Origin of the sequence: Brytella acorum, from assembly GCF_029309905.1 — a bacterium.
GTDB lineage: Bacteria > Pseudomonadota > Alphaproteobacteria > Acetobacterales > Acetobacteraceae > Brytella > Brytella acorum.
In genome coordinates, this window is record NZ_JARBJP010000008.1 from 30,146 (window position 1) to 42,670 (window position 12,525).

Here is a 12,525-nt window from a genome sequence, read left to right on the forward strand (position 1 = left end):
ATTTATAAATGTTAATATCTAAAAGGCACATTTCTGTGGTTGATTTCACCCGTCCCTCGGCCCGTCGCCCTTTGGGTGCCCTGCTTGCAGGCGTATGGGGCTACGGCTGCCAGTGCGACTGGCGGGTGCCATCGGCAATAGCAGCCCGCGCGTTTGCATCCGGCGCTGTGGCGTTCGGACTGTCGGTGGCGGGGAGTGCCAGCGCTCAGACGACGCCAGCCAGAGGGTCGCGCGCCGCACCGGCCAGGCCGGTCGTCAAGGCGGGGCAGTCGAAAGGACTGGAAACCGTTGTCGTCACGGCAAACCGGCGATCGCAGGATATCCAGAAAGTGCCGGGAATGGTGACGGCCATCAGCGCTGAAACTATGGCTCGGCAACATATGGACAGCGCGGCTGACGTGGCTGCCTTCGCACCGAATGCCTTGGGCTATAATTTCGACGGGCGTCTGCGGCCCCGTTATTATATTCGTGGGGTTGGCAACGGAAATGTCGCGAACAATGCTGTAGGCGCCGTCGCTCTGTATGCCGATGACGTCTATCTCAACAGCCTGGCGTTTCAGGGTTTTCCGCTGTTTGATCAGGCACAGGTGGCTGTGCTCAACGGTCCCCAGGGGACGCTGTGGGGGAAGAATGCCACAGCGGGCGCGATCCAGTTTACTTCGCTGCGACCGACGTTCCGCAACGACGGACACGCGCAAGTCGATTTCGGGGATTATGGCCAGAAACGCGGCGAACTGGTCCTGAACACCCCGGTCGTGAAGAACAAACTCTCGACGCGTCTTTCGGTGCGTTACGAGGATTCCGATGGCTGGGCGCGGAATGTCCAGAGCCGGAAGAATGTCGGGAACTTCGGTGATTTCGCCACGCGTTTCCAGACACTGTGGCGTCCGAATGAAAAGGTCGAATTTCTTCTCAACCTTCATATCCGGGATATGCAGGGCACCAACGTCCCCTATTACAGCGCGCCCGGAATTTCAGTCTTTTCACCGCTGAAGATCGGCAGTCGCGACTGGACCAATACCAACGTGAATGGGCGTCAGGCGCTTGTTTCCGAAGGCGCGTCATTTCACACGATCTGGCACCCGGGGGCAGGGCTGACATTCACGTCGATCACGGCGTTCGAAAACGCGCAGCGCCGCCAGTCCGGTGACGGCGATTATACGCCGCAGGAATATAGCCGTTCCTACGACAAGCTGCATCCGACGCAGGTCAGTCAGGAATTTCGTCTGGCATCAGATATACACAAACGTATTTCCTGGATCGCGGGCGCTTATTATTTCCACGAAAACCTGCATGATAATTACGCAACGGTGACTCTGCCGCCCGGCGCGGCCACTACGCCCGCCATCATCGGGCAGCCAGCTTATGCCGCGACGAACTATACCCAGACGACGGATAGTTTTGCGCTCTTCGCAAATACGACCATTCACGTGACACACTGGTTCCAGATCGCGGGAGGCGTGCGCTGGACGCACGATCACCTGCATCTCGATCTCGAAAGTCAGCAGGCATTGGCGCCGGTCTCGTTTTCCGCCAATCCGGCCAACTGGTGGAACGCGGGGAGTGTCCTCTCTTCGTTGACGGGAATTGACGGCTATCATGGCGGGCGGAGCTGGTCGAATGTCAGCTACGAGGTCGAGCCGCAGTTTCTGCTCGATAAAAACCAGATGCTTTACGTCCGTATCGCGGATGGCTACCGCTCGGGTCTTTTCAACACCCAGGTGACGCCCAATCCCGTCAATCGGGGCGGGGCGCCGCTTCAGAAAGCCGCGGCGGTCAATCCGGAGACGCTGTCTTCCTATGAAGGCGGCTACAAAGGGAGCTGGTTCGACAAGCACCTGACACTGAGCGCGGACGGGTTTTATTCCAAATACGACAATATTCAGGTATCCTGGACCGCGACGGACGCCGCAACGAAATCGACGATTATTTCGCTGACCAATGCGGCATCCGGTATTTCTTACGGCGGTGAATTTGCCTTTCAGGCGAGGCCGCTGGAAGATCTGACGGTATCTGGCAATGTCGGTGTACTGCGAACGAAATTTACCGACTTCACCGCGCCGTCTGGCGCGACAAACCTGACCGGTAACGAATTCGCCCGCGCTCCGCACCAGACCGCCAACATATCTGTGGATTATCATTATCGCACCCCGATTGGCGACGGATCGATCGGTACGCATTGGAATTATACCGGGCATTACTTTTATCTCGTGTCCAACGAGACGGCATCCGCCCTTCAGCAATCCGCGGTCTGGCTTGGCGATGTGCATGCGTCCTTCCGCCCTGGAAACAGCCGGTGGGAGTTGAGCGGTATCGTCTCCAATATCGCGGGAAACCGATACCTCGTTCAGGTCCTGCCTTATTCTGCGACCAGCCAGACCTTCACCTATCAATACAGCGCGCCCAGGATGTTCCTCCTGTCCGCTCGCGTTGATTTTTTCTGAGGCGAGACACTCATGAGCCGTCTGTTCCCGGTCATCGACCTTCACGCCCACTGGTTCCCACCTTCGACACTGGACATTCTCGGACGTCGAGCCGAAGCGCCTCGCATCGGACCACAGGGGGAGGGTCTGGCCATCTGGCGCACAGGCGCGGGCGCGGGGAAGGGGGGAGCGTTTCCGCTTGGTCCCCAGTGGTATGATGTCGATGCGCGTCTCGCCCATCTGGATGCGGTCGAAATTGCTCATCAGCTTGTGTCATGGCCCACGACGCTTGGCGTGGACGCGGCGCTTCCCGCGGAAAAGACGCTGGATCTGTGGACGCAGTGGAACAACGACACATCGGCGCTGGTACGCCGCCATCCGGATCGTTTCAGTGCCGTCGCGGCACTGAGCACCAGCGATCTTGCGTGGTCCGCATGGGAGCTTGCGCGAGGCCACGAAAAACTGGGGCTGATTGGTGGTGTTCTGCCGGTAAACGGTTTCTTTTCAAGAGCGTCCGCCGAGCAGTTTCGCCCTCTGTTCGAGGTGGCTCAGGCTCATCGCAGCCATATTTATCTACACACGGGTTTCGCCAATCCCGTGATCGCGGGACAACCACCGAACCTCGTGTACGAAGATAATGACGCGATCCGATGGGTCATTGACAACGGATTTCACTTCGCTTCCGCCGTGACAACGCTGGCTTTCACGGATTTTCTCGCAGCTTTTCCCGACGTGACGCTTCAGATCGCCATGCTGGGGGGAAGTGGTCTGGGCGCGCTCGCGGCGGAACAGGCGGAAGTCTCGCCGCGTATACAGGCTGGTCCCCTGCGGCAGCATTTCCGCCAGATCTGGCTGGATACCGGAGCTGCGGGAAGCGGTACGGCCGCCGTCGCGGCCGCGATCCGCGTGCTGGGTTCGGAGCGCGTGGTGTTCGGCTCCGACTACGCGCCGTTGCCCGATATCCGACCGACGCTGCAACGCGTGCGGGCTGCGACAGCGCATGACCCGGACAGTCAGAACGCCGTCCTCTCCTCCAACGCACTGGGTCTGCTCGGACGCCATGATGGCCTGTCGGAGCGTCTGCTTTCTCACAAGGATTTCACGTCATGACACGGCCTGTCATTCATTACACGCGCTGCCCGTCCGTTCCGACTGTCACGGCGCTCGCCCATGCGAGGGGACTGCTTGAGGACGAATTTCGTGACGAACCGGACGTCGATTTCGAGTACAAATCGGTCGGCTTCTCCCCGAAGCTCAAATATGATGGAGCCGACCGGTTCTGGCTTCGGAATGCCGGTCACGCGCCTGCTGTATGGAAGCGAAGTCTGGGCGTCGAATGCAAGGTTGTTGGCCTGGCTTTTCTCGACGGCCGCTATCCGGTGCTGACCCTGCACCGCTCGGGCCTCGACAGGCCTGCATCCCTCAAAGGGCGGCGTGTCGCGGTCTTCCATAATCCCGACAGCCCCTTCGACCTGATGGTGGCGCAGCAACTCAAGATCTATCAGACGGCTCTGAAGTCTGACGGTCTCTCTCTCGACGATGTGGAACTGGTCTATCTGCCGCGCTTTCACCCGGGCGCGGCGAAGGGCGGATTTCTTCTTTCCCTGTTTCACAAGGGGATCGAGGCGCTGGAGGCGGGCGACGTCGATGCCGTCGCGGCTTCCATCCCCCCCGATGGCGGGTTTTATCCGCAGTTGAACGTTGTTTATGACACGCGGCTTGCGTCCGATCGCGTCGATCGCGTTCATCCTTCGGTGCTCCGTGGTCTGGTCGTGAGTACACCTTTACTGGAGGAGCGACGTGATCTTGTGGCGCGCGTGGTGGCGCGTCTGATAGAGGCATCCGAATGGGCAGCGACCGCCCCGATCGATGCCGTGCGTATTCTGGCGAGCGACCTGAAACAGGCGCCCGAAACAATTGCCTCCGTCTACGAAAATATTCCCCAGGGTGTCCGCCTGGACCTCAACGAGGATTACGTCGCTTCCCTTGCGGCCCAGAAGACGTTTTTGCTGCGTCATCGCCTCATCGAACATGATTTCGATCTGGAAAGCTGGATCGATCGCAGCATTCTTGTCGACGCGACGGCGCTTCATCGCCAGCGTCAGACAGACGCCGTGAAAAGCTAGCGGAGATGGGTGAAGCCTTCTCCTCCGTTTCGGTCGGGACCGGATCTGTCATGTCGACGACGACATCGGGCGTCACGCGGCCTTCACGAGGATGGGCGCTCGCTCTCCTGCTGGCGGTCGGGACGACATGTTCCATGGATGCGATGATTCTTTCGGGTCTCCTCACACCCATCAAGACGGATTTACATCTTTCGGACACCGCCTTCGGGAGTGTCGCGTCGATATCGACCATTGCTGGCATCGTGGGCGCCCCGCTTTTTGCTGCGCTGGCCTCACGGTTCAGCCGGAAAAGCGTGCTGATCGGCTCCATTATCCTATGGAGCCTCACCTCCGCCGGCAGCGCGCTGGCTTCGGGGCTGGCGACGCTGGTGCTATGGCGCACGCTGACAAATTTCGGCATCGCAGCCTATCAGGGGATTGCGCCCGGCTGGCTGGCTGATCTTTACAATAAGCGTGAGCGCAATGTCGTTTTTTCCCTGTTCATGCTGCGCAACAAGCTGGGTTCCGCTCTGGCCTTTGGTGTCGGTGGCTGGATCGCGGCTCATGCGGACTGGCACTGGGCGTTTCTGCTGACCGGATTGCCGGGAGTGGTGCTGGCGGCCCTGCTCGTTTTCCTGCCGGAACCGAGTCCGGGGCATGCAGACGGACATCCGATGACAGCGGTCGCCCGCCCCGGCTGGCGGCGTCAGCTTTCGGTTCTGAGGATTGGACCGTATGTGACGCATCTGGCCGCCCTGTGCCTCTTTTTTTCCGGCATGATGACGGCCCAGATGTGGCTGCCTGCTTTCCTGCACCGCGCGCACGGCCTGGATAATTTTCAGGCGACGGGTTTTGCCTTTCTCGCCCTGATGGTGACGTTGCCCGCGGGGCCGATCGGCGGCTGGTTGACAGGGCGTTTTCTCGCCGGACGCGTGTGGGGCATTTCCGCGACGCTCGCGGGGAGCGCACTCTTGGCATCCATCCTGTTTTTCGTAGCGTTCACGACGCCCAGCCTGACGCTGTGCAAGATCTTCTGCATGCTCGCCATTGCGACCTTCGGCGCAACGGCCGGTAGTCTCACGACATTGCTGATCGAGACTGTACCGGTGTCGCTACGCACCATTTCCGGGTCCTTTGGGGCGATGGTCGCCGGTGGCACTTCGGGCCTGATTGCGCCCTGGCTTCTGGGCCGGCTTTCCGATCATTTCGGACTCGCGAATGCCATTCTCGTAGGTCCCTTTTTTTACGCTCTTTCGGCGCTTTTCTGGATCGGATTGACCTTTCATGCATTCCGCAGCCGCGCTTCCTGATCATTTTTTCGCCAAGGCTCCAAGACCATGACCTCCATCACGAACCCGACATCCGGCTTTCCCGCCCGCAACGATCTCGTCGCGGCCACGCGCCCCTTAAGCGCCGAACCCTATCCAAAAGACTGGGTCGAAAGAGCGCGTCAGCTTGCCGAGGTATTTCGGAACGGTGCGATCGAACGCGACCATGAAAGGGTGCGTCCGGTGGACCAGATCCGCCGTCTGCGCGAGAGCGGTCTGGTCAGTCTGCTCTATCCTCAAACGTTGGGCGGGGGCGGGGGGAATTTTCGCGACGCCGCCTACAGCGTGCTTGAAATCGCGAAGACGGATGGGTCCACGGCGGCTCTTCTCGGGTTTCATTTCTACAATTCCCTTGTGCCGCTCCTGACGGATTACACGAACCGCAACGCTGATTTCGTGCGACGTTCGACCGATGCCCGATGGCTCTGGGGGAACGTGACGCAATATGTGAACAAGGAGTTCGTGGCGCAGCATCATCCCGATGGCGGCTATACGATCAGTGGCACGAAAAAATGGAACACCGGCGCTCCGCTGGCGGAGATTACCACGGTCCTGGCCATTCATCCCGATCGTGACCGCTATATCTACGGTGTTATTCCCACGAACCGCGAGGGGCTGACGTTCCTTGATGACTGGAATCCGATTGGGTTGCGTGGCGCGGATTCCGGCACCATCACGTTTGAAAACGTGCGTATCTTTTCCGAGGAAGTCCTGCACTGGTCTCATGGACCCGGACAGACCGGCCCGCTGCCGCTCTGGGCGAGTTTCGGCGCCATTTTTTACTCGGCGGTTTTTATCGGACGTACGCTGGGTGCGCTCGAACGCGTGCGCGGCTACACGCTGGAAGGGCGGCGTCAGGGCACCTTCGGCGGCGCGTCCGTTTCAGCCGACGACCCGTTCATTCAGGCTGAATTCGCCGGATACTGGGTGCAGGTCCAGGCCGCTCGCGCTTATCTCGATACGACGCTCGACCGCGTGCAGGCCGCCTGGGACCGCCGCGCCGAACTGACAGAGGAGGAACGCGGAGAGATCGCACTGGACACTCTCGCCCTGCGTACATTCGCGTCCCGTGCGGCGCTGGAGATTACGCCCCGGATTTTTGAGCTGGCTGGAGGACGCGGCACGGCATGGGCGGCGGATTTCGATCAGTACTGGCGCGATGTCCGCACGCTGTCCTCTCACGATCCGGAAGTGCTGGCACGTCGTGTTATCGGACAGCATGTCCTGCATGAAAAGCCGCTCGTGTTTCCAAGCCATTTCAAATCTCCAGCCTCCATCTGACCGGTTCAGGCCTGTCGTGTGCCGCTCTGGTTTTGCTCCTGTCCGGAGGCTCCCGTTATGGGGGATGATGGCTGAAAGCTGATCCCTTCTCGCCAATGATGATTCAAGACAGGCCTCCCAGGTTCCGGGAGGCCTTTTTCGTAAACGGCGTCACAGCACTCTTATGTGAACTTGTATCACAAAATAACTCTCCGAGTGTTAGTTGACTCATAAAGTCTGTTGGTCGTAAGAGTTTTCATCGAGTGAAATGTTTCACGGTTTCGATGAGCGATGAACATGAACCGGTCTGGCACACAGCGTTCCACGGATGACAGTCTCGCCATCAGGGCGGCATGGCTGCACTTTATCGGCGGCCTGACCCAGACCGATGTCGCAACCCGTCTCGGCGTGTCGAACGTCAAGGCGCACAGGCTGATCGCTCGTGCCCAGCGGATCGGCGCGGTCAGGGTGTCGGTCGTCGGAGAGGTCGCGGAATGCGCGGCACTCGAAGCTGAAATCGCTGACCGTTTCGGGCTCGGATATTGCGAGGTCGTGCCTGATCTCGAAGAGGGTGACATGTCCTTCCGCGCACTCGGGATCGCGGGCGCGCGGTTTCTGGAGCGTGAAATCGAGAGCCGCCGTCACGAGGTCATCGGTATCGGCCATGGACGCACGCTTTCGGCCCTCGTGTCGGAACTGTTCTGCGAAAACGCGCGTGACGTCTCCTTCGTCTCGATGCTGGGCGGCCTGACGCGCAATTTCGCCGCCAATCCGTTCGACGTGATGCACAGGCTCGCCGAAAAGACCGGTGCGCCGTCCTATGCGATGCCTGTGCCCTTCTTTGCCAACACCGCCGCGGACCGTCCTGTTCTTCTGGCGCAGCGCGGCGTGCGCGAAGTGCTCGCGCTTGCGGAGCGGGCCAATCTCATTCTCGCGGGGCTGGGAGGCGTGACGCCCAGGGCCAATCTCGTCGCCGCCCAGGTTGTGGACGCGGATGAAATCATGGCGGTCGCCGATGAGGGCGCGGTGGGCGAGATGCTGGGGCATTTCTTCGACCGCGAAGGCCGCGTCGTCCGCACGCGGCTCAATGATCGCGCTCTTTCGCCGTCTCTGGAGAACCTGAAGGGGCGGCGCATCGTCGCCGTCGCGGGCGGCGAGCAGAAAGTCGAGCCGATCGCCGCCATTCTCGCCAGCGGCGCGCTGGGCGGGCTGATCACGGTCGAGAGCACGGCGCGGCGCGTCCTGGCCCTGTTGGCGGACAATGAGCCGGTGTCGGTCCCGCCGGCTCTCCGTGCCGCGCATCAGATGGCTGGAGCCGTGTCATGACGAACCGACAGGACGCCCTCATCATCGGGATCGATTCCGGAACATCCGTCGTCAAGGCCGTGGCCTTCAGCCTCGACGGCGAGCAGATCGCCGTGGCGTCCCGCCCCAATCGCTACACGCTCGCCCATGACGGCGTGGCGACACAGGACATGAACCAGACCTGGGCCGACTGCGTCGCGGTGCTGCGTCGGCTCGCCGAGATGATTCCGGATCTTGCCGGGCGCACGGCGGCGATCGCGGTGACGGGGCAGGGCGACGGAACGTGGCTCGTCGGGCGCGACAATCAGCCGGTGGGCGAGGCGTGGCTCTGGCTCGACGCCCGCGCGTCCGGGACCGTGCGCGATTTGCGCTCCGGTCCGGCTGAGCGCGCGCGCTATGTCACGACCGGAACCGGGCTTTCGACCTGTCAGCAGGGCGCCCAGCTCGCCCATATGCAACGCGTCGGCCCCGAGAGGCTGGCGAGCGCCGAGACGGCCCTGCACTGCAAGGACTGGCTGTTCCTCAATCTGACGGCCGTGCGCGCTACGGACCCGTCCGAAGCGAGTCTGACATTCGGCGATTTCCGCACGCGCCTTTACGATGACAACGTCATCGAGGCGCTGGGGCTGCGCGGATCGCGGCGTCTCCTGCCGCCGATCGTCGATGGCGCGTGCGAGACGTTTCCGCTTTCTTCCGATGCCGCCGCCGCGACCGGATTGCGCGCGGGCACTCCGGTTTCTCTGGGTTTCATGGATATCGTGTCCACGGGGCTGGGGGCTGGCGTCTATACGCGCGGCGAACCGGCGGCCTGCACCGTGACGGGATCGACCGGCATTCATATGAAGGCCGTGCGGGCGGAAAATTTCGTGCTGAATGACGCCAATACCGGCTACGCCATCGTGCTGCCGGTGCCGGGGCTGGTCGCGCAGATCCAGTCGAACATGGCGGCGACGCTGAATATCGACTGGGTTCTCGGACTTGCCGCCGAGATCGCCATCGCCGTCGGCGCGCCGCATCAGGCCGCGGATTTCGTGCCACGCATCGAAGGCTGGCTGGCGTCCAGTCAGCCAGCGCGGCTGCTCTATCATCCTTATATTTCCGAGGCGGGCGAGCGCGGCCCGTTCATCAACGCCGCCGCGCGCGCCTCCTTCATCGGACTGAGCCACGGCCATCATTTCGCGGATCTGGTGCGCGCCGTCGTCGAGGGACTCGGCATGGCGGCGCGCGACTGTTACGGCGCGATGGGCGCGATTCCGACGGATATCCGCCTGTCTGGCGGTGCGACGCGCTCGCCGGGTCTGCGTGGCATTCTCTCCGCCGTGGTCGGCGCGCCCGTGCGCCTTTCGGGACGTGACGAGGCCGGGGCGGCGGGTGCGGCGATGATGGCGGCGGTCGCGATCGGAGCTTTCGCGTCGATGGATGACTGCCTCGACGTCTGGGTCAAGCCGCGGCTGGGCGTGCTGGAGCGGCCCGATCCCGCGCTATGCGCGCTTTATGGCGCGCATTTCGAGACATATCGCCACGCGCGCGAGGGGCTGGAGCCGGTCTGGAACGCCCTCACCGTACCGCCCTCTCCGCCGGCGTGGAACAATGAAAGGCTGCGGGCATGACCGATATGCTGGATCTTCTCGTGATTGGCGGCGGTATTAACGGCGCGGGTATCGCGCGCGACGCCGCCGGGCGCGGTCTCTCGGTCATGATGGTCGAGAAGGACGATCTCGCGCAGGGTACGTCTTCGCGCTCCGGCAAACTCGTGCATGGCGGCCTGCGCTATCTCGAATATTACGAGTTCCGGCTCGTGCGCGAGGCGCTGATCGAGCGCGAAGTGCTGCTTGCCAGCGCGCCGCACATCATCTGGCCCATGCGCTTCGTCCTGCCGCACAGCCCGCAGGATCGTCCGGCGTGGCTCGTGCGTCTGGGGCTGTTCCTCTACGACCATCTCGGCGGCCGCAAGCGTCTTCCCGGCACACGGACCCTCGACCTGCGTCGCGATCCCGAAGGCCAGCCGATCGAGAGCCGTTATACGCGCGGTTTTGAATATTCGGATTGCTGGGTCGATGACGCGCGGCTCGTGGCGCTCAATGCGCTCGATGCGCAGGAGCACGGCGCGACGATCCTGACGCGCACGGCCTTCGTCAGCGCCCGGCGCGAAAAAGGGATCTGGCTGGCCGAGATCATGGATGTGCGCAGCGGCGTGCGCCAGACGGTTCGCGCTCGCGCCCTCGTCAACGCGGCGGGACCGTGGGTGAAGGATGTGATCGGCGATGTCGCGGGGGCGCATTCGACGCGCAACGTGCGTCTGGTCAAGGGCAGTCACATCATCACGCCGAAATTCTGGGACGGCGCGAACGCCTATCTGGTTCAGAACCACGACAAGCGGGTGATTTTCATCAATCCTTATGAGGGCGATCGCGCGCTCATCGGGACGACCGACATTCCCTATGACGGCAAGCCGGAAGATGTCGCAATCGGAGAGGACGAGATCCAGTACCTGCTCGATGCGGTCAATCGTTACTTCAAGCAGAAACTGCGCCGTTCGGACGTGCGGCACAGTTTCTCGGGAGTCCGTCCGCTTTATGACGACGGCAAAGGCAATCCGTCCGCCGTCACGCGGGATTACGTGTTCGATCTCGACGAGACGGGCAATGCGCCGCTTCTGAACGTGTTCGGCGGAAAGATCACGACATTCCGCAAGCTCGCCGAACATGCCCTGCAGAAACTCGCGCCGTTTTTTCCCCTGATGGGACGCGACTGGACGGCCGAGGCCCACCTGCCGGGCGGCGATATCCGTGATGGCGACGTGACACTCTTCCTCGAAAGGCTGGCCGAGGAATATCCGTGGCTGCCGCGCGATCTGGCGCGTTACTACGCGCGCACCTATGGCACGCGCGTGCGTGTCCTGCTCGGAGAGACGCGCGATCTTTCGCAGCTCGGCGTGCATTTCGGCGGCCATTTCCATGAAGCCGAGGCGCTCTATCTGATGCGCCACGAATGGGCCGAAACGGCGGAGGACATTCTCGTGCGCCGCACCAAGCACGGGCTGCATCTGACGGCGCATGAAGCCGACGCGTTCGCGCGCTGGTTCGACCTCCGACAGCAGCGCGCGGCGTGAGGAACAGGCGATCATGGCCTTTACGCTTTCCCTGAACACCAATCCGCTGGTCAACCGGTTCGCGGAACCGGACGACCTGATGACGACCGTGGCGCGCGACCTGAAGATCCGGGATCTTCAGTTGACCCATGAATTCATCAATCCCTCCTGGGATGCCGCGACCATCCGCCGCCTGACCCGTGATATGCGCCGCGCCATGGACCGGACCGGCGTGCGCGTGACCTCGGGCATGACCGGCCCCTATGGGCGGCTCAATCATTTCGGCCATCCCGATGCCGCCGTGCGCGCCTATTACGTGACGTGGTTCAAGACCTATGCCGAGATCATCGCCGATCTGGGCGGCACGTCGGTCGGCACGCAGTTCGCGATCTTCACCTATCGCGATTTCGACGATCCGGCCCGGCGTGAAGCGCAGATCCGGACCGCGATAGAGTGCTGGCGCGACGTGGCGGAACATGCGGCCTCGGCGGGGCTGTCCTTTATGTTCTGGGAACCGATGTCGGTCGGGCGAGAATTTGGCGAGACGATCCGCTCGGCGCTTGAACTCCAGGCGCGGCTGGATGATTCCGGTTTCGAGATTCCGCTGAAAATGATGGCGGATATCGATCACGGGGACGTTCTGAGCGCCAATCCGGACGATTACGACCCTTACGCCTGGGCGCGCGCCGTTCCCCGTCACTCGCCCATCATCCACATCAAACAGTCGCTGATGGACAAGGGCGGCCACCGCCCTTTCACGGCGGCGTTCAACGCGCGCGGCCTGGTTCAGCCGGGACCGCTGCTGGCCGCGCTGGAAGAAGGCGGCGCGCGGGATAACGAGATCTGTCTCGAACTGTCGTTCAAGGAACGCGAACCCAGCGATCGCGATGTCGTCCCGCAAATCGCGGAGTCCATCGCGTTCTGGGCCCCGCATATCGGGAGCGGTCGCGAGTTTCTGCACACGGATTGAAAATCAGGACGTCATTTCAGGAATTTTCTCCCGCCTGTGCGGG

General features: G+C 62.0%; 9 protein-coding genes. All 9 read left to right on the plus strand.

What is annotated here, in order from left to right:
• Positions 1 to 35 precede the first annotated feature (35 nt).
• The 9 genes from PWM43_RS12125 (at position 36) to PWM43_RS12165 (ending at position 12,482) form a co-directional block, all read left to right on the plus strand.
• Complete coding sequence (locus PWM43_RS12125; protein ID WP_289842785.1) at positions 36 to 2,444, plus strand: TonB-dependent receptor; 2,409 nt, start codon at positions 36 to 38, stop codon at positions 2,442 to 2,444.
• A 12-nt stretch (positions 2,445 to 2,456) separates the two neighbouring features.
• Complete coding sequence (locus tag PWM43_RS12130) at positions 2,457 to 3,533, plus strand: amidohydrolase family protein (protein WP_289842786.1); 1,077 nt, start codon at positions 2,457 to 2,459, stop codon at positions 3,531 to 3,533.
• Entirely contained in the window at positions 3,530 to 4,549 is a 1,020-nt protein-coding gene (locus tag PWM43_RS12135; protein WP_289842787.1) for an ABC transporter substrate-binding protein, read from the plus strand. Before PWM43_RS12130 ends, PWM43_RS12135 begins: the two co-directional genes overlap by 4 nt.
• 50 nt (positions 4,550 to 4,599) lie before the next feature.
• Positions 4,600 to 5,838: an MFS transporter gene (locus PWM43_RS12140; protein WP_289842788.1), complete on the plus strand. Its 1,239-nt coding sequence runs from the start codon at positions 4,600 to 4,602 to the stop codon at positions 5,836 to 5,838.
• A 27-nt stretch (positions 5,839 to 5,865) separates the two neighbouring features.
• Positions 5,866 to 7,137 carry an acyl-CoA dehydrogenase family protein gene (locus PWM43_RS12145; RefSeq protein WP_289842789.1) on the plus strand — a complete coding sequence of 424 codons (1,272 nt, stop codon included), beginning with the start codon at positions 5,866 to 5,868 and terminating at the stop codon, positions 7,135 to 7,137.
• 276 nt (positions 7,138 to 7,413) lie between these two features.
• Entirely contained in the window at positions 7,414 to 8,442 is a 1,029-nt protein-coding gene (locus PWM43_RS12150; protein WP_289842790.1) for a sugar-binding transcriptional regulator, read from the plus strand.
• Entirely contained in the window at positions 8,439 to 10,031 is a 1,593-nt protein-coding gene (locus PWM43_RS12155; protein ID WP_289842791.1) for an FGGY-family carbohydrate kinase, read from the plus strand. The genes PWM43_RS12150 and PWM43_RS12155 overlap by 4 nt, the downstream gene beginning before the upstream one ends.
• Positions 10,028 to 11,533: a glycerol-3-phosphate dehydrogenase gene (locus PWM43_RS12160; protein WP_289842792.1), complete on the plus strand. Its 1,506-nt coding sequence runs from the start codon at positions 10,028 to 10,030 to the stop codon at positions 11,531 to 11,533. The genes PWM43_RS12155 and PWM43_RS12160 overlap by 4 nt, the downstream gene beginning before the upstream one ends.
• The gene (locus PWM43_RS12165; RefSeq protein WP_289842793.1) at positions 11,478 to 12,482 is read left to right on the plus strand and encodes a TIM barrel protein; all 1,005 of its coding nucleotides are present in this window, start codon (positions 11,478 to 11,480) and stop codon (positions 12,480 to 12,482) included. The genes PWM43_RS12160 and PWM43_RS12165 overlap by 56 nt, the downstream gene beginning before the upstream one ends.
• The last annotated feature ends 43 nt before the right edge of the window (positions 12,483 to 12,525 follow it).

Coding starts and splice junctions, on each gene's coding strand:
- PWM43_RS12130 (WP_289842786.1), top strand. CDS start 2,457: ATGAGCCGTCTGTTCCCGGTCATCGACCTTCACGCCCACTGGTTCCCA.
- PWM43_RS12135 (WP_289842787.1), top strand. CDS start 3,530: ATGACACGGCCTGTCATTCATTACACGCGCTGCCCGTCCGTTCCGACT.
- PWM43_RS12140 (WP_289842788.1), top strand. CDS start 4,600: ATGTCGACGACGACATCGGGCGTCACGCGGCCTTCACGAGGATGGGCG.
- PWM43_RS12145 (WP_289842789.1), top strand. CDS start 5,866: ATGACCTCCATCACGAACCCGACATCCGGCTTTCCCGCCCGCAACGAT.
- PWM43_RS12150 (WP_289842790.1), top strand. CDS start 7,414: ATGAACCGGTCTGGCACACAGCGTTCCACGGATGACAGTCTCGCCATC.
- PWM43_RS12155 (WP_289842791.1), top strand. CDS start 8,439: ATGACGAACCGACAGGACGCCCTCATCATCGGGATCGATTCCGGAACA.
- PWM43_RS12160 (WP_289842792.1), top strand. CDS start 10,028: ATGACCGATATGCTGGATCTTCTCGTGATTGGCGGCGGTATTAACGGC.
- PWM43_RS12165 (WP_289842793.1), top strand. CDS start 11,478: ATGAAGCCGACGCGTTCGCGCGCTGGTTCGACCTCCGACAGCAGCGCG.